The organism is Bacillus sp. EB V-12 (assembly GCF_056158125.1).
The window spans coordinates 690,199-708,662 of sequence record NZ_JBUXJL010000003.1 but is presented as its reverse complement, the minus strand read 5'-3'; the positions used below and the strand labels follow the sequence as shown (position 1 = coordinate 708,662).

The 18,464-nt window shown below is 35.1% G+C and carries 18 protein-coding genes and 1 other annotated feature; of the genes, 16 read left to right on the top strand and 2 right to left on the bottom strand.

From position 1 onward, the window contains the following. Positions 1-122: 122 nt before the first annotated feature. From ACZDYH_RS15130 to ACZDYH_RS15120, 3 genes are all read left to right on the top strand, one after another. Positions 123-662 carry a PadR family transcriptional regulator gene (locus ACZDYH_RS15130; RefSeq protein ID WP_006916931.1) on the top strand — a complete coding sequence of 180 codons (540 nt, stop codon included), beginning with the start codon at positions 123-125 and terminating at the stop codon, positions 660-662. A 36-nt stretch (positions 663-698) separates the two neighbouring features. Next, positions 699-2,447, top strand: a complete 1,749-nt coding sequence (locus ACZDYH_RS15125; protein WP_474886533.1) for an MDR family MFS transporter — start codon at positions 699-701, stop codon at positions 2,445-2,447. Between the two features lie 208 nt (positions 2,448-2,655). Continuing rightward, entirely contained in the window at positions 2,656-3,930 is a 1,275-nt protein-coding gene (locus ACZDYH_RS15120; RefSeq protein ID WP_474886531.1) for an MFS transporter, read from the top strand. Positions 3,931-3,976: 46 nt separating this feature from the next. On the opposite strand, the gene ACZDYH_RS15115 is transcribed toward ACZDYH_RS15120, so the two are convergent. Beyond that, positions 3,977-4,960 (bottom strand): ketoacyl-ACP synthase III, encoded by a 984-nt coding sequence (locus tag ACZDYH_RS15115; RefSeq protein ID WP_016122277.1) that lies wholly within the window; start codon positions 4,958-4,960, stop codon positions 3,977-3,979. A 183-nt stretch (positions 4,961-5,143) separates the two neighbouring features. On the opposite strand from ACZDYH_RS15115, the gene ACZDYH_RS15110 reads away from it, so the two are divergent. The 8 genes from ACZDYH_RS15110 (at position 5,144) to ACZDYH_RS15075 (ending at position 14,005) form a co-directional block, all read left to right on the top strand. Next, positions 5,144-5,698: a cobalamin biosynthesis protein CbiN gene (locus ACZDYH_RS15110; protein WP_042866697.1), complete on the top strand. Its 555-nt coding sequence runs from the start codon at positions 5,144-5,146 to the stop codon at positions 5,696-5,698. Positions 5,699-6,181: 483 nt separating this feature from the next. Beyond that, on the top strand, positions 6,182-7,441 hold the full coding sequence (gene hflX / locus ACZDYH_RS15105) for a GTPase HflX (protein ID WP_000393291.1): 1,260 nt from the start codon (positions 6,182-6,184) through the stop codon (positions 7,439-7,441). A 211-nt stretch (positions 7,442-7,652) separates the two neighbouring features. Then, the gene (locus ACZDYH_RS15100) at positions 7,653-8,864 is read left to right on the top strand and encodes an MFS transporter (RefSeq protein WP_001149412.1); all 1,212 of its coding nucleotides are present in this window, start codon (positions 7,653-7,655) and stop codon (positions 8,862-8,864) included. 10 nt (positions 8,865-8,874) lie between these two features. After that, positions 8,875-9,792, top strand: coding sequence for a cysteine synthase A (gene cysK, locus ACZDYH_RS15095; protein WP_474886529.1), 918 nt, complete (start codon positions 8,875-8,877; stop codon positions 9,790-9,792). A gap of 78 nt (positions 9,793-9,870) precedes the next feature. Continuing rightward, positions 9,871-10,383: a GNAT family N-acetyltransferase gene (locus ACZDYH_RS15090; protein ID WP_061113559.1), complete on the top strand. Its 513-nt coding sequence runs from the start codon at positions 9,871-9,873 to the stop codon at positions 10,381-10,383. A 92-nt stretch (positions 10,384-10,475) separates the two neighbouring features. After that, positions 10,476-11,303: a DUF4037 domain-containing protein gene (locus ACZDYH_RS15085; protein ID WP_000523182.1), complete on the top strand. Its 828-nt coding sequence runs from the start codon at positions 10,476-10,478 to the stop codon at positions 11,301-11,303. Between the two features lie 23 nt (positions 11,304-11,326). Further along, positions 11,327-11,902, top strand: coding sequence for a hypothetical protein (locus ACZDYH_RS15080; RefSeq protein ID WP_000505545.1), 576 nt, complete (start codon positions 11,327-11,329; stop codon positions 11,900-11,902). Between the two features lie 243 nt (positions 11,903-12,145). Next, positions 12,146-12,368 (top strand) — a binding site (T-box leader). Between the two features lie 299 nt (positions 12,369-12,667). Further along, positions 12,668-14,005 (top strand): sodium-dependent transporter, encoded by a 1,338-nt coding sequence (locus ACZDYH_RS15075; protein WP_001088187.1) that lies wholly within the window; start codon positions 12,668-12,670, stop codon positions 14,003-14,005. Positions 14,006-14,044: 39 nt separating this feature from the next. On the opposite strand, the gene ACZDYH_RS15070 is transcribed toward ACZDYH_RS15075, so the two are convergent. After that, on the bottom strand, positions 14,045-14,749 hold the full coding sequence (locus ACZDYH_RS15070; RefSeq protein ID WP_061113561.1) for a polysaccharide deacetylase family protein: 705 nt from the start codon (positions 14,747-14,749) through the stop codon (positions 14,045-14,047). 326 nt (positions 14,750-15,075) lie between these two features. Between ACZDYH_RS15070 and ACZDYH_RS15065 the strand changes: the two genes are divergently transcribed. The 5 genes from ACZDYH_RS15065 (at position 15,076) to ACZDYH_RS15045 (ending at position 18,394) form a co-directional block, all read left to right on the top strand. Then, entirely contained in the window at positions 15,076-15,339 is a 264-nt protein-coding gene (locus ACZDYH_RS15065) for a CD3324 family protein (RefSeq protein WP_000878325.1), read from the top strand. 160 nt (positions 15,340-15,499) lie between these two features. Then, a complete protein-coding gene (locus ACZDYH_RS15060; RefSeq protein WP_001015543.1) occupies positions 15,500-16,186 on the top strand; it encodes a DUF421 domain-containing protein in 687 nt (228 codons plus the stop codon). A gap of 110 nt (positions 16,187-16,296) precedes the next feature. After that, the gene (locus tag ACZDYH_RS15055; protein ID WP_000387074.1) at positions 16,297-16,938 is read left to right on the top strand and encodes a FusB/FusC family EF-G-binding protein; all 642 of its coding nucleotides are present in this window, start codon (positions 16,297-16,299) and stop codon (positions 16,936-16,938) included. Positions 16,939-17,080: 142 nt separating this feature from the next. Continuing rightward, on the top strand, positions 17,081-17,968 hold the full coding sequence (locus ACZDYH_RS15050) for an RCC1 domain-containing protein (protein WP_000385092.1): 888 nt from the start codon (positions 17,081-17,083) through the stop codon (positions 17,966-17,968). Positions 17,969-18,193: 225 nt separating this feature from the next. After that, positions 18,194-18,394 carry a hypothetical protein gene (locus ACZDYH_RS15045; RefSeq protein WP_000919314.1) on the top strand — a complete coding sequence of 67 codons (201 nt, stop codon included), beginning with the start codon at positions 18,194-18,196 and terminating at the stop codon, positions 18,392-18,394. The last annotated feature ends 70 nt before the right edge of the window (positions 18,395-18,464 follow it).

Genomic DNA, 18,464 nt, shown 5'->3' with positions numbered 1-18,464 from the left:
CCAAATTATGGGGCTTTTTTATTTAGAAACATTTTACAATTAACAGAATAAGGTATATAATCAATAATCATATTAACATTGTTAATATGATTATTGATTATATACTATGTGGGGGTTTTACTTTGAAGGGAAGAGATGTTGTTTTAGGTTTATTAATGGAAAAGGAATTGTCTGGTTACGATATTAAAATTGTGTTTGAAGACGTATTTACTCATTTTTTTGATGGAAGTTTTGGAATGATTTATCCAACGTTACGACAATTGGAGAATGAAGGGAAAATAAAAAAAGAGGTTGTCATGCAAGAGGGGAAACCGAATAAGAAAATGTACTTTATTACAGATGAAGGACGTGAAGAGTTTTATCAATACATGCAGACGCCTGTAGAGAAGGATGTTTTACGTTCGGATTTTTTAATGAGAATGTATTTTGGCAACTATAGTGATGATGTGACAATAAAAAAATGGATTAAAGATGAAATTGAAAGAAAAGAAGCGTACATTGCAGATCTTCGATTGAAATATGAAAAGTGGAGAGTAGGTATTACTTTCGTCGAAGAAATTTCACTAGATGTAGGTATTGCATCGTATAGTGCACAAGTGGAGACTTTGAAGAGAAAATTAGAAGAGTTAGAGGCGAAAGAAAACAATAAAACAGAAGAATGAAAAACGCATTCACAATAAATAAAGGGGTATATAAAGATGGAGCAATCAAAGGGTATTAAGATTGTCTTTTTAATGTGTCTAGGTATCTTTCTTTGTATGATTGATACGACAATTATGAATATAGCTTTACCGGCAATACAATCGAGTGTAAATACTTCATTAGAAAAGATGTCTTGGGTATTAAATGTTTATACAATGACGATTGCAGTACTTGCCATTCCGTTAGGGCGGATAGCTGATATTTTTGGAAAAGCAAAGATGTATATTCTTGGTCTGGTGATTTTTGGTGGTGGATCGGTACTTTGCGCTTTTGCTAATACAGGTGATTTTCTTATTTTTTCTCGTTTTATACAAAGTATTGGGGCAGCAATTTTATTTCCAACAAGTATGGTAATTGGTGTATCAGCTATGCCGTTAGCTAAGAGGCATGTTGCGCTTGCAATTTTAGGAGTAACACAAGGATTGTCAGCTGCTATGGGACCAGTAATAGGTGGAATTATTACGCAAAATTTAGGATGGAGATGGGTGTTCTTCGTTAATGTTCCGGTTTGTATAATAGGAATCGTGTTATGTTGCATCATGCTACAAATAAAAAATGAAGAACGTATTATCTCAAAAATAGATTGGATAGGACTACTATTAAGTAGCACAGCAATTTTTTCATTTACTCTCATATTAGTAAAAGGTAATACATGGGGATGGCAAAGTAATATTGCTTTGTCTTGTTATGCAATTAGCACTATTTCTCTTATTCTATTTATTTTAGTAGAACGAAAGATTCATAACCCAATGGTGAATTTAAAGTTATTTCAAGATCGAATGTTTGTCGGAGCGTCTATCGTTGTTATATTAAGTAATTTATTTTTAATTGGAGTTACTGTATTGCTTCCAACGTTCTTGACGAAACTACAAGGTCGAACGGAAATTGAAGCGGCTTTTTTAGTGACACCTATTTCAGCAATGATATTTTTTGTCTCACCAGTTGCAGCAACTTTAATTAAAAAACTCGGGAAAGTAACTATTATTTTGTCAGGATTTCTTATTATGGGGCTTTCCTACTATTGGTTGCAAATGATTGATGTTCATTCAACAAATATAGAAATTATTATTCCATGTATGATATTAGGTGTTGGATATGGTTTAGTAGTGGGGCCAATTACAGTTTTAAGTGCGTCTTCGTTTGAAGGAGAATTATTAACTGCTTCTCAAAGTGTTGTATCAATGTTACGACAGGTTGGAATTGTATTGGCGGTCGCAATATTTGTCTCTAACTTAACTCATAATTTAACTATAAATAAAGAAAAAGTATATCATTATGCAGAAGAAAAGGTGCGGAATATTCATGTGAATAGTACTGAGCAAACTGAAATTTTACAAATGACTAAAGAAAAAATAGAGAATCAAAGTTTAGAGTCGAATATAAATAAGAAACAAAATGCAATGACAATGGGATTAAGTAAAGAGAAAAAGGAAGAATTGATTCGCGACAAGACGGATGAAATATTAAGAAAAGTTCCAGTAGAATATAGGGATGTAAAAAGAGAAGAAGTTATGAGGCAAGTAACAAAAGAAGTTGAAAAACAAGAGGAAAGTATAAAGAAAGAGGTACTCACATTTTCGAATGATGTGAATCATTATGCCAAGAATCAGATGGCAATGAGTTTTACAGATTTATATAAAGCAAGTGTGCCAATTATTTTAATTTGTGCTTTCGTAAGTTTGTTGTTTTGGGAAGGAAGAGCTTTGAGTAAAAAGAGAAGGGGAAGGATAGTAGAAGAAGTGTAAAGGGAAACAGGCTGCTATTAGCCTGTTTTTTCATTGTTTCCTCCTTGCCTATTGTGAATAGTAGTATTTTTAATATAGCATGGGATAAGTCGAGTATGATTAGAAAGTTTTTTAGAATGAAAGGAAGGAATGGAAAATGCCATTGAATATGTAACGTTATACATAGTACATTAACAAGAGGGATTAATTTTAAAAGGAGGATGGGGAATTGCTAGATAAGGCAGGGGCTTTAATAGATAATCATGTGTACACAGAAGAAGAGCAACAAAAACTATACAAACGAACGTTAATAATCGTCAGCATTTCACAAATGTTTGGCGGTGCAGGACTAGCTGCTGGTATTACAGTGGGAGCACTTCTTGCGCAGCAAATGCTTGGAACAGATGCGTTTGCAGGATTACCAACTGCTATGTTTACATTAGGATCGGCATTAGCAGCTTTCATAGTAGGGAAGCTTTCGCAACGATATGGACGCCGGATAGGCCTTGCAACAGGGTTTATAGTAGGTGGATTTGGAGCAATTGGTGTTGTAATGGCAGCTTTAACAAATAGTATTATTCTTTTACTTATTTCTTTACTTATATATGGTGCCGGTACAGCCACGAATCTACAAACTCGTTATGCAGGTACAGATTTAGCAGATAAGAAACAGAGAGCAACGGCTGTTAGTATTACGATGGTAATGACGACTTTCGGTGCAGTTGCAGGACCAAATTTAGTAGGGGTAATGGGAAGTTTTGCTCATTCAATTGGAGTTCCTAAACTTGCAGGTCCGTTCATACTATCGGCAGCAGCATTTATACTGGCGGGTCTAGTTCTTTTTGTTATGCTTCGTCCAGATCCTTTGATTATTGCTAACATAATAGAAAGATATAAACAGGAACATACATATAAAGGACAACCAATAACAGAAGAAGCGAAAGAAAATAAACGAGGTATTACAGTTGGAGCAATCGTAATGATACTTACGCAAATCGTGATGGTTGCGATTATGACGATGACGCCAGTTCATATGGGACACCACGGTCACGGTTTAAGTGCAGTAGGACTTGTGATAGGTTTTCATGTAGGTGCAATGTATCTTCCATCTCTCGTTACAGGAATGTTAATTGATAAAATTGGCCGAACTACAATGAGCATAGCTGGTGGAGTGATTTTACTTGCAGCGGGTGTCATAGCTGCGATAGCGCCAAGTGATTCTTTATTATTATTAATCGTTGCTCTGTCTTTACTTGGGCTAGGATGGAACCTCGGATTGATAAGTGGTACAGCACAAATCGTTGATTCCACAACACCGTCTACACGTGCTAAAACACAAGGGAAAATAGATGTTTTTATTGCGCTAGCTGGAGCTTCTGGTGGAGCAATGTCAGGTATGGTAGTAGCGAATTCAAGTTATGCGGCATTGTCATTGGCTGGAGGCGTGTTAGCGTTATTACTTATTCCTGTTGTGATATGGTCTCGAAAAGGGGCAAGAAATTAAATGAAAAAGAGGTTCTAGTTACTGACTAGAACCTCTTTTTATACACTTAAATTAAATTCCACTCTACAATAAGCCCTAAATGCGTAAGTCCGCCACCAAATCCGTATAGTAAAAGTGTGTCTCCATTATTTAATTTCCCTTCTTTTATAGCTAAATTTAAAGCGAGTGGAATGGTGACTGAAGAGGTATTCCCCATATATTCCACGCTCGTTAATGTTTTTTGTATTGGAATTTGAGATTTTTCGCAAATAGATTCGATCATTCGTAAGTTAGCGCTGTGGGGTATGAACCAGTCTATATCATCTACTTGCATATTTACGGTATGTAATAAATTTTTTATGCCTTTTGGTACTGTGCGTGTTGCCCATTTATATACTTCTCTTCCATTTTGAACGATTTTTTCATTTGTTTGCAGTGGTGTGCCATTCATAGTAGTAGATAAGTTTGTTCTATATAGATGAATGCCGCCATCACCGTTTGTTCCCATGTGAGCAGCGATAAAGCTTGGGGTGTTTTCATCTCTTTCTAATAAAATAGCTCCAGCACCATCACCGAATAAAATACAGGTCGTTCTATCGGTATAATCAGTAACTTTAGATAATGTCTCTGTCGCTACGACAAGTACTTTTTCATGTGATCCAGAAGTGATTAAGCTATTACCGACGTGTAGTCCATATGTAAAACCAGCACAAGTTGCATTTAAATCAAAAGCTAGTGTATGAGGTATGTTGAAGTATTGTTGTATTTGGCAAGCGACACTAGGGAAAATGTAATCAGCAGTAGTAGTAGCGACAATGATACAGTCGACATCTTCTAAGTTTTTCTTATATGTTGTACATAAATTTTTAATTGCTTTAATGGCTAAGTTTGAGGAGTATTCTTCGTCACTAGCGATTCTTCTTTCCTTTATTCCTGTTCTTTGTACAATCCATTCATCATTCGTATGGACCATCTTTTCTAAATCGTTATTAGACAATATTTGATCTGGAACATAAGTACCAATTGCAGTAATACGAGATTTAGAATGCATAGGAACATCTCCTAACTTTTATTTTTTATAACCTGATACTAATATTAGGTTATAAAAATGTCAATAAAGATTTTTGTTGTATTAAAACGATAATACTTAACTTACTATGAAGGAATTTGGCGAGTGCTGTAAAAATAATATACGAGAAGTTTCTAAAATTGATAATGAAGGGAGTTAAGCTCCTTGAAAAGGATTTTACACATGTTTCCTGTCGTCATCATTTGTAGCTTTATTCTTATTATTTTTCCTGAGAAATCTTATGCTTGTGATTGTATTAAAGTATCAACAGAAGCTGCATTTCAAAAAAACGATGTAGTGTTTGAGGGAAAAGTAATTGAGGTTGGAAGGAAAGAAGAGGTTGGAACTGAAGTGTTATTTGAAGTGAAGAAAATTTGGAAAGGGACAACTTCTTCGCAAATTATCGTATATACAAAGGGTGGTGATTGTATGTTTCGCTTTGTAGAAGGAGGAGGGTACTTAGTATTTTCTACTCAAAGAGGATCAGAAAAACAATTACACACAAATAGTTGTAGTGGAACGAAGAGATTGGATGAGGCAGGGGCGGACAAAGCGGCTTTAAGTCAAATTGCAAAAGAGTCTGTTCCGACGAAGAAAGTGGATTTAAAAGGTGAGATGGTGAGCGGTTTAAATTGGCGGCAAGTTGCTATTATTTCCATTGGTTTGTTATTGATGATTGTTTTTGTTATTTTTATTGTGAGAAAAACTCGCAAAAAATGACGATTAAAGTAAAAATATAACGATTTTCTTTCGTGTGATATAGGTTGTTAAACCTTGTGAAAGCGAATTACTTATGCTACACTTTATGTAACTTAAAATGAACGGAGGGGCTTCCTTTGATCTTAATCAGATTACGTCTCAATACTTTGTGCCAATAATTGAATAGCGCTCAAAGGCTCTGTCTGTGTACAGAGTGAACGGGATTGGTCTGCCTATTTTAAAGGAACCCTTTATTAAGCTTATATGTGAAAAAGAGGGAGGGACGAATACGCCCTCTTTTTGTTTTGCCTTTATAAATAGAATGGGATTGTATAGGTGAACGCTTATTGTGGATACGTATACGATCTTGGGACTTTTTGACTATAAAATAGGATGAAAGCATAGCTTTCTTCTATTTCTTTGGTGAACCCTTATCCGTTTACGAAAACACAGGCAGCGACCTGTGTTTTTTATTTTACGTAATCGAAATGGAGGAATAAATATATGGAAGAAGTATTACAAAGAGCAGTTTTAGTTGGAGTAAATGTAGGTAATGAAGATGATTTTGCGTATTCGATGGAAGAGTTAACAAATCTTGCGGAAGCTTGTGATGTAGAGGTAATTGGGCAAGTAACGCAAAATTTACAACGAGTAAATCCGTCGCATTATATCGGAAAAGGAAAGATTGAAGAAGTAGCAGCGTATGTACGCGAAATAGATGCGAATATGGTCATCTTTAATGATGAATTATCTCCTTCACAAATTCGAAATTTAGAAGAGGATTTAGATTGTAAGGTAATTGATCGTACCATTTTAATTTTAGATATTTTTGCGCAACGTGCGAAAACGAAAGAAGCACAGCTACAAGTAGAAGTAGCACATCTTCAGTACATGATGCCTCGTTTAATCGGTCTTCGTGAATCGTTAGGAAGACAGAGCGGCGGCGTTGGTACGAAAAATAAAGGTGTCGGTGAGAAAAAGTTAGAGTTAGATCGTCGTAAAATTGAAGAACAAATTTCAGTTTTAAATAAAGATTTAGAAGCGCTCGTTGCTCAGCGTCAAACACAGCGAAAGCAACGTAAGAAAAATGAAATACCTGTTGTAGCATTAGTAGGTTATACGAATGCAGGAAAGTCAACGACGATGAATGCAATGCTTGAAATTTATAATGGTACAGAAGAAAAGCAAGTATTTGAAAAAGATATGTTATTTGCGACGTTAGAAACATCTGTACGAAATATTGATTTGCCAGATAATAAATCATTTTTATTAACAGATACAGTTGGATTTGTAAGTAAATTACCACATCATCTTGTGAAGGCGTTCCGTTCAACGTTAGAAGAAGTAGCGGAAGCAGATTTACTTATTCACGTCGTAGATTACGCAAATCCAAATTATGAACAATTAATTGATATTACAAATGAAACGTTAAAGAAAATTGGAGTAGAAAATATTCCAACGATCTATGCTTATAACAAATCAGATATGGTGGATGTTGAAATTCCGAAAGTACAAGAAGACCGCGTGTATTTATCTGCGAAGAAACATGTTGGAATGGAAGAGCTTGTAGAAATGATTCGTTCCCATATTTATAAAGAATATACGAAATGTGAAATGTTAATTCCGTATGATCAAGGACAGGTAGTTTCGTATTTCAATAATCATGCGCACGTTTTATCAACGAGTTATGAAAATGAAGGTACGAAACTAGAAGTGGAATGTAAGACGAGCGATTACGAGAAGTATAAGCGTTTTGCAATTTAATGTAAGAGGCAACCCAGTTTGTGATTGGGTTGCCTTTTTCTATAATGTTTTACTGCTGAAAGTTACAAGGATGCAAGTCAATGATGGGAGTTAAGTTATATTTCTGGAAAAAGAAATGAAAGCAGTATAGAATAGAAATGTTTCAAAAGTCAGAATTTATTACACCTACTGTAATAAATATATTTTTTGTACAGAAAGGAGCGATTCACATATGCAGGCAGTTTCGCAAAAAAACACAGTAGAAACACCGACAATATATCGAATATTATTTGCGATTAGCTTTGGACATTTTTTAAATGATTCGATGCAAGCAGTTGTGCCGGCGTTGTTTCCTATTTTGGAAAAAACGATGAATTTATCCTATATGCAAGTAGGGTGGATTGCGTTTGCGTTAAATATGACGTCATCGATTATGCAACCGGTGTTTGGTATGTATTCAGATAAGAAGCCGTCACCATTTTTATTACCACTCGGCATGTTTTCAAGTATGCTTGGAATGATTGGACTCGCGTTTGCACCAAACTTTATTATTGTTATTATTTCTGTTTTATTTATTGGTTTAGGTTCCGCAGTCTTTCATCCAGAAGGCGCTCGTGTTGCGTATATGGCGGCAGGTGCAAAACGAGGGTTAGCGCAAGCGATTTATCAAGTTGGGGGAAACACGGGGAATTCTTTAGCTCCTATTTTTACAGCGCTAATTTTCGTTCCACTCGGTCAAATTGGTTCATTGGGTTTTACAGCATTTGCAGCAGTAGGAATTGCATTATTAATTTTCGTATCGAATTGGTACAAAAATGAATTAGCAACCGGTGCTGTAAGAAGGAAGAAGAGGGCTGCACTTGAGGCGGAAAATGCAATTGTAAGTACACACATTAAATTCGTTATTATACTTCTTGTTTTTCTTACTTTTGTACGCTCTTGGTACGGTGCTGGTATCGGGAATTTCTATCAATTTTACTTAATAGAGCATTACGGTTTATCTATAAAAAATGCCCAGTATTTCGTATTCGCATTTATGATTGCTGGTGTGTTAGGCACTTTCTTCGGAGGACCGTTAGCAGATCGATTTGGTAAGAAAAATATCATCGTATTTTCAATGTTAGGTTCAGCGCCACTTGCACTGTTATTACCACATGTCTCACTTGTGTGGGTCGTACCGTTATTTTTATGTATCGGTTTTATTAGTTCAAGTAGTTTTAGTGTAATTGTTGTATATGCACAAGAGCTTGTGCCTGGAAAAGTGGGAATGGTGTCAGGATTAATCGTAGGTCTTGCATTTGGACTTGGAGCATTAGGTGCTGTAGTTCTTGGGAAATTAGCAGATATATATAGCCTGCAATTTATTATGCTATTATGTAGTTGTCTACCATTAATTGGACTCACTTCATGGTTACTGCCAAGTGATAAGAAAACGATAGAATAGGGGATGCGCTATGAAATTGTGTGAAAACGTTACGGAATTAATAGGGGATACACCTGTCGTCCGATTATCTAAATTTATTCCGGAAGACGCAGCAGATGTGTATGTGAAACTAGAAATGTTTAATCCATCGCGCAGTGTGAAAGACCGTGCTGCTTATAATTTACTTCACGTTGCAGAAGAAAATGGTCTCATCAAACCAGGAGATACAATTATTGAACCGACAAGCGGGAATACAGGGATTGGTTTAGCGATGAATGCAGCAGCTAAAGGGTATAAAGCGATTTTAATTATGCCAGATAATATGTCAAAAGAGCGTATTAATTTATTGAAAGCATACGGAGCAGAAGTAGTTTTAACACCAGCAGAACAAAGAATGCCAGGAGCAATTGCGAAGGCGTTAGAATTGCAAAAGCAAATACCGAATAGTTTTATTCCGCAACAATTTGAAAACCCAGCTAATCCGAATATTCACCGTTATACGACTGCGCTTGAAATTTACGAACAAATGGATGGAGAGCTGGACGCTTTTGTTGCAACGGCAGGAACAGGCGGAACGATTACAGGGACTGGTGAAACGTTAAAAGAGAAATTACCAAACTTATATATTGCAGTAGTGGAACCGAAAGGATCTCCCGTTTTATCCGGTGGTGTACCAGGTCCTCATAAACTAGTAGGAACAAGCCCAGGATTTATTCCGAAAAACTTAAATACAGAAGTGTATAACGAAATTATTCAAATTGCAGATGAAGAGGCTTTAACGACAATGAGAAACTTAGCTAGACAAGAAGGATTATTAGTTGGGCCATCTTCTGGAGCATCTGTTTACGCTGCAATCATGATAGCGAAACGCCTAGGCGTTGATAAAAAAGTTTTATGTATTGCGCCTGATACAGGTGAACGTTATTTGAGCATGGGGTTATTTGAATAAAAAGGATAGAAACACCTTAATAGTGAATAGCTGCTATTAAGGTGTTTGTTTTATGGAATGAAGAGGGGGAGAAGAACAATGAAACTATTAAAACCAATCCATGAATATAGTGAGCATATTACGGCGTATAGACGAGCGTTTTTACACTCAGGGGAACAACCACATGGAAGTAGTTCTTTACAAAACTTTGATTCTCTTGATGAATGGTTTGAAAAAGTGAGTAAACAAGAACTAGGAGAAAACTTACTAGCTAATCGAGTGCCATCTAGTCAGTTTTTAAGTTTTGAAAAAGGGGAACTTATAGGTTTTGTGAATATTAGACATAGATTAAATCCAGAATTATTACGGGAAAGTGGTCATATTGGATATAGTGTCCATCCGAATAAACGTCGCCACGGTTACGCTACGAAACAACTACAACTTGCATTAGCTGAAGCGCAAAAATTAGGATTGCAGAAAGTATTAATAACTTGCGATAAATCCAATATCGGTTCTGCTAAAACGATTCAAAAGGTTGGAGGTGTGTTAGAAAATGAAGTAGTTTCTTCTCGTACTGGTGAAGTTATTCAGCGCTATTGGATAGAAATATGATTAAGTAGGAATTTGAAAAGGTAATGCAAGCTGTAATATCGAAATAGATAAATGAAATATAGGGGATTACTGCAATTTTAGGGGGAAATGAAATGGGATTAAAAGAGAAAGCGATAGAGATGTCAGAGATTTATAGGAAAAATCCGAAAGTAGAAGCTATTATTTTAGCGGGTTCAGTAGCTAGAAGGCTTGAAGATGAACATTCAGATATAGAATTACATATTTTATGGTCAACACCGCCGGAAGATGAGGATCGTAGGGCCCCTATTTATCATATTGATGGGAAAATATTATCGTATCATCCGTATGAGGAAGAAGAATGGTCGGAAACGTATTTAACGAAAGAGGGAATTAAATTAGAGATTAGTAACTTTTTAACAGAGACAGTAGAGAAAGTGATTTCGGATGTGGTGGATCAATATGATATAAGTTATGAAAAACAATGTATTGTATCATCCATTCATGATGGTGTTAGTTTGTATGGAGAAGGGAAAGTGAATGAATTAAAAGAAAAAGTAGCGGCATATCCAGATGAACTAGCAAAACGGATGATTTCAGAAAATCTATGGTTAAGTAATCGTTGGCACAATCGAAAGGCGCTTTTAAAACGGAAAGATTGGCTTATGCTTTATGACGTTATTTGCGAAGTACAAAGGAACATATTGGGTGTTTTATTTGGTTTGAATAAAATGTACGTACATCATCCAGCGTTTAAATGGATGCCTAATAATGTGGAACGAATGACTATTAAACCTGAAAAATTATATGAACGTATGGCGGACACATTAATAGGGAATCCAGAAAAAAGTGTGCAGGAGTTAGAGTTGCTAATAGAAGAAGTGTTGCAACAAGTTCATACATACGCGCCAGGAGTAAATGTGGATGAGCAAGAAAAATCTATTTTTTATTTTGTGAAATAGAAAATAGTAATAAGGGGGAAGTTATGGGGTTTTTTAATAGGTTTTTTAAAAAAGTTGAAAAAGTAAATGAGCAAGAAGCTACTCTTCATGAATTAAGTGAAGAATTGTATGTTGAATCACCGGTAGAGGAAGCGACTAGTTACTGGGTATCAATGGCACAAAATATAATTGTTAATGCTGTAAAAGCGGCTGACAATGATGTGGAACGTGCCTTCGTGTTATTGAATTTGAAGAAAGGTGAGGCTTCATTTGATATTTTTTATCAAATAAATGGGCAATTGTATTTCTGGGATCAGCTAGAAAATGAGACGATAAGAAATAGAATTCAGAACGAGTTGTTACCGCAAGCTCCAGAAGTTTCAAATGCAGTAAATGAGCAATTTCGTGGAGCTGATCACCCTATAATTTCGTTCGCACAATTGCAGTTTGAATGGGAAACGAAAGCCTGGTTCTCACATATAATTTGGGAAGATAGCCTTGCTGCTCAATTGCCCAAAACTCAAATTCTAAATGAATGGTTTCGTGTAATTAAAGAAGAAACGAAAAATAGACCACTGGATAGTGATGCGAAATTTTCTTGGTATCCATCAAACTCTTAAAAAATGAATACAGAGAGACAGGTTATGTTTCTAGATGATTTGTATTATTGAATAAGTATCAATAATACGTAATTCTTTTTCTATTGCCTGTTAGAATTCGTTATGTACTAAGCTACTTGTTTTCTAAACTAAAACTTATATTTCGAATTTTCAAATAGATTGTAATACATAAAAATTCGAAATATAAGTTGACACTATTTTTAATGTGTGATAAAAATGATAGTAATCAATTCGGAAAATAATATTTGGGCAATGAAAGGGTATAGTAGTGAATATCTCCCTATTTCAGAGAGCTGATGGTTGGTGTGAATCAGTATATAGATTATTCATGAAGTTCGTCCTGGAGCATCTTTCATAAATCTCATATTTTGAGGAAATGAAAGACGGTAGTTTATACCGTTATCAAATAAAGTGGTGAAGATTTTTTCACAACTAGGGTGGTACCGCGATATTTATCGTCCCTACGTATTTACGTAGGGACGTTTTTTATTTAGGTTCTAACTTTGGTGTGGCTTCATAACTAGGGTGGTACCGCGATATTTTATCGTCCCTACGTTTTTGCGTAGGGGCGTTTTTATTTAGGTGGTTTCTTAGTGTTCTTCACAACTAGGGTGGTACCGCGATAATTTTGTCGTCCCTACGTATTTACGTAGGGGCGTTTTTTTATTATTAGGGAGGAAGTGAATGTATTAGAAAAGAGTATTGATAGAACAATATAAATACCGAATTGTAATAAAGAAAAAGAGATAGAGAGGAGATTAACAAATGAATTCACAGCAATGGACATCGAAATTAGGTTTCGTATTAGCTGCAGCAGGTTCGGCAATTGGTCTTGGGGCGATTTGGAAATTCCCATATATGGCCGGCATTGGAGGAGGCGGAGCGTTCTTCCTAATTTTCATCGGTTTCACATTATTAATTGGTTTACCGCTATTATTAGCTGAATTTGTTATTGGAAGAAGTACACAAAAAGAGGCTGTCGATGCATATAGAGAGATTGCTCCTAAAACGTTATGGCCTTGGTTAGGTAAATTAGGAATTGTAACATGTTTCATATTACTTTCTTTCTACAGTGTTGTAGGAGGCTGGATTTTATTATATTTATGGAATGCAATTACAGGTAGACTATGGGAAGGAAATGGAGCATACGAAGCTACGTTTGGTGAAATCATTTCCAATCCATATTTAGCAGTTGGATCACAGCTATTATTCATCCTTATTACTATTTTCATCGTAAGTAAAGGTGTACAAAATGGTGTTGAAAAAGTAAATAAATATTTCATGCCAGCATTATTCGTTTTATTCTTTGTATTAATCGTTCGTGCACTTACATTAGATGGTGCTGGAGAAGGCGTTCGTTTCTTCTTACAACCTGATTTCTCACATGTAACATCAGAAGTTATATTATACGCAATGGGGCAATCGTTCTTCTCATTATCTGTCGGGGTAGCCGTTATGGTAACGTATAGCTCATACTTACCGAAAGAAGAAAGCTTACCACGTTCAGCATTTTCTATCGTAGCCTTAACTCTTGTTATTACATTACTTGCAGGACTTGCAATTTTCCCAGTTGTGTTCGCATTTGGAATGGAACCATCTCAAGGGCCGGGACTATTATTTATCGTGTTGCCAGCTATTTTCAGTAAAATGGCGTTCGGAAAATTATTCTTCATTGTTTTCTTATTACTATTCTTCTTCGCTACGATTACATCAGCAATTTCGATGTTAGAAATTAGTGTTGCATCGTTAACATCAAAAGGTAAAGGGAAACGTGAAAAAATGGCCTTAATCGTAGGGTTATTAATCTTCGTTGTTGGGGTACCATCAGCATTATCATTCGGTATATTAAGTGATCTGAAGATTTTCGGGAAGACAGTCTTTGATTTAGCGGACTATGCAGTAAGTAACGTATTAATGCCACTTGGTGTATTATTAGTTTCTATCTTTGTTCCTTTAAAAATGAAGAAAGATGTATTAATGAAAGAGCTAGGTGTAAGTAAAAATAAAGGTTATAAACTATTCGTATTATGGTTATTCTTACTTCGTTATATCGCACCAATTGCGATTATTATCGTATTCTTAAATGTACTTGGCATTATATAAAAAGAAAGGTAGCGTATCATACAAAGATACGCTACCTTTTTATTTTGCTCTTTTTTGCAATTCATTTACTGTTACGAACTGATAGCCCTTCTTAGATAAAGAATCTAAAATACCTTCAATCGTTTGTAAATTTTCATTAGACTCATCATACATAGAGTGCAGTAAAATGATAGAACCTGGTTTTACATTTTTATTAACGTATTTAATTTTATCAGCCGCAGATTTATAAAAAGTATCGGGCTCAAGATCCCATGTGATTGTTTCGATATTGTTTTTATTTAAATAATATGGCAGCCCTATTAACTTCTTACCGTTAGGGGGCCTAAAATCAATTTCGCCTGTAAATCCTGTTTGGCGGATTAATGAATTCGTTTTTTCTATTTCACCTTTAATAAAAGAAGGTGTTTTGAAAACCATTCTATTATGAGAATATGTATGGTTTCCAAGTTGGTGCCCAGATTGCGCGATAGCTTCACCTAACGATAGATTTTTCTCTAATTCATTTCCAATTAAAAAGAAAGTAGCTTTAGCGTTGTATTTATCTAGTAGCGGTAATATTTGTTTTACATTGTTAGTAGGGCCATCATCAAAAGTTAAAGCGATCACTTTTTCATTTGTTTCTACACGTTGTGTTAAATATCCAAATAATTGAAAGCTTCTTGCGTTCATCAATTTGTATGTTCCGAATAATGCCGTGATAATAAAGAATAGTGTAACGATTGTAATGATAATTTTTTTCTTCATAATGTAACCTCACAATGATTTTTGATTCAATTAAAAAGTATTATATCAAACTAAGTAATTTCGTGCTTTAAGAAGGGTGTGGATGCAAGGAGAAGGAATTTATCATATAATAAAATACAAAAGGTATATTAGGAGGTGTTTATATGGCGATTATAATTCAATTGCCAGACACTGCAACGTCTCATGCAAAGCCAAGTATGGAAATGGCGATACTTTGCGTGAGGTAGACAAGTAATATACAATCGCCTATATGAGCTCGTATCATTTTTTATATTTGGCTTTGCACCTTATTGAAATGAACCATAAAAAATAAGGGGCGAGCAGAAATGAAATACGTAAAAGCTAATGCTGTTTTACCGGAGAGTTTAATTACTGAAATTCAAAAGTATATACAAGGTGAAACAATTTACATTCCGAAACAAGAAACGAAACATTATAAATGGGGTACACGATCTGGCGGAAGAAAACAACTAGATGAAAGAAATAAAGCAATTAAAGAAGCTTTTAAAAGTGGGATTGCTATTCATCAACTTGCAGAAGAATATTTTCTTTCTGGGGAAACGATTAAAAAGATTGTGTATTCTAAATAAGAGGAAAAGAGTCTGATTCATATATTACTTTGAATCAGACTCTTTTTGTTTTATATGTATTGGATATATGAGGTGTGAATGGGCATGATAATAGAAAAAATGTGCCGTTTTTTTATTAAATGGTATACAGAGCATTTGAAAAGTAGAAAGGTGAACATATATGAATCATATTGGACAAATAACGATAGAGCTTTTAGTTGGTTTTTTTGTTCTATTAATTGCTACAAAAATATTAGGGAAAACACAAATATCTCAGCTAACGCCATTTGATTTTATTTCTGCAATCGTCCTAGGTGAGCTCGTTGGAAATTCAATATATGATCCTAAAATTAAAGTATGGTCTATTTTATATTCAGTATTTGTTTGGGTAATTTTAATTTATACTATAGAAGTGATAACACAAAAAGTAAGAGGAACAAGAAGGTTTTTTGAAGGATATCCTTCAATTATTATTCGTAATGGAAAGATTGATCGTGAACAATTAAGCGTAAATCATTTGGATATAAACCAATTACAACAAATGCTTAGGCAACAAAAAGATATATTTTCAATCCGAGAAGTTGAATATATGATATTGGAACCGAACGGAAACATAAGCGTTCTGAAAAAAAGTAAATACGAATCTCCTACTATAAATGATTTAAGTTTAAAACATAAGCCTGTATACTTACCAATTTCATTAATTAGTGATGGAAAAGTAGTTAAGGATAATTTGAGGGAAGCGGGATTTGATGAAGGATGGCTTTATAAACAAATAAAGCAAAAAGGAATTACTAAATTTGAAGACGTATTATATGCGGAATGGAAAACAGATGATGGCTTCTTTTGTCAGGAAATGCAGCGGTAGAGAATAAGTGATATATGTAATGTTTGTTTCTAAGTTATCTTTTACATATCAAAAAACGTAATCATTGTATACAATAAAACTAGATCAACAATTTGTATGGAGTGATAAAGATGGAAGCGTTTATTAGAAGTGATCAATATAATTTTATAAAATCACAAGCTTATATTTTAGCAAACGGGCATGCAACGGCAAATGATAGAGGTGTAATTCAAGCGTTAAAATCGCTTGCGATTGAAAAGATAATACATGTATTTGAGAATTTAACGGATGAACAGAAAGAGTTAATTGATACGGTATTAACAGTTCAAAATAGAGAAGATGCAGAATCATTTTTAATGAAAATAAATCCGTATGTAATTCCGTTTCAAGAAGTTACAGCACAAACATTAAAAAAATTATTTCCTAAAGCGAAAAAGTTAAAACTTCCTGATATGGAAGAAATGGATATGAAAGAAATATCTTATTTAAGCTGGATTGATAAGGGGTCAAGCAGGAAATTTATTATAGCGAAAAATGATAAAAATAAATTTGTTGGTCTGCAAGGAACGTTCCAAAGTTTAAATAAAAAAAGCATTTGTTCGTTATGTCATGGACATGAAGAAGTAGGAATGTTTTTAGTTGAAATTAAAGGCGATGTACCAGGAACTTTCGTTAAAAAGGGAAACTACATTTGCAAAGATGGTGTAGCTTGCAATCAGAATATGAAATCGCTAGATAAATTGAACGATTTTATTGAACGCTTGAAGAAATAACGAGAAAACCTCTAGTATTTAAACTGGAGGTTTTTATTTTTTGAAGAAGTACAATAAGCTTTCTTTGTAAATGTAGATTTATAATGAAATTTGATAAAAATATCTATTATGATACAGTTGCTTATATGCAAGGAGGTAAAACATGGATTACCTTTTATCGAAAGAAAAAGTGAAGCGATGGCCCAAAGATATGATAGCGGCGGGGCGTTGTCATACAGTTGGCCTGAAATCGGATGGCACGGTAGTAGCGGTGGGCCGGAATAAAGAAGGGGAATGTAATGTAAGTGGCTGGCGAGATATTGAAGCAGTCGCAGTGGGCAATGTTCATATGGCAACGAACACGGGTAATGCTCATACAATCGGTCTTACATGTGACAGTACTGCGGTAGCAGTGGGTTGGAATAAGCATGAACAATGTGATGTAAACGATTGGCATAATATTGTAGCGGTTGCGGCAGGGTGGCGTCGTACTATTGGCCTGAAATCGGATGGCACGGTAGTAGCGGTGGGCCGAAATAAAGAAGGAGAATGCAATGTAAGCAGTTGGCAAGGTATTGTGGCAGTCACAGCGGGTGACTGGCATACAGTCGGTCTTAAATTGGACGGCACATTGACGACTGTGGGGAATAATCGATATGGTCAATGCAATGTAAGTAGCTGGCGAGGTATTGTAGCGGTCAAGGCTGGGTATCTTCATACTGTTGGTCTTAAACGAGACGGTACGGTGACAGCAGTGGGGAATGATAAACATAACCAGTGTGATGTAAGTGGCTGGCGAGATATTGTAGCAATAGCGGCTGGTACGAATCATACAATCGGACTTAAATCAAACGGTACCGTGGTGGCAGTGGGTTGGAATGAGTATGGTCAATGTAACGTAAGTGATTGGAGAGATATTGTAGCGATAGCGGCTGGTTGTGCACATACAGTCGGACTAAAATCAGACGGCACGGTGATCGCGGTAGGTAATAATGAATTTGGCCAATGCGATGTAGTTAGCTGGCGCGACATTCGGTTACCTGGCAAATAGTCAATTTACAATAAATCATTAGTAATATTATTCTATTTTAGGAGTAATTATGGAATAGGATATGTAGAAAATAATTAAACTTAAATCTGCTGAATAAGAATCTCTTTTGAAAAGGGATTCTTATTATTTTTCATAAAATGAGGGTGTAAATGGAATTTTTGAACAAATTTTATTTCAAAATTACAGTAGAAGATATAAATTAAAAAGTATAGAGGAGATAAAGGAATGCTTAAAAGGTTTTTACTTTCTTTACCGGATGTTTTACTTATATGTATCGTTCTCTACATAATGTACACAAATTCTTTTAGTTTTGGACAGATGCTAGTAATTTCCATTGCAATCGGAATTATTGGTGGTCTTGCTATTAGAATTTGTAAGGATGTATTCACGTATATAAGATGGACAATTAAACAAAGAAAAAATTGAATATGTTTAATAGTTATTAGGAGGGAATGAAATGACTAAGAAAAAGAATAGAGTGAAAAACGAGATAATA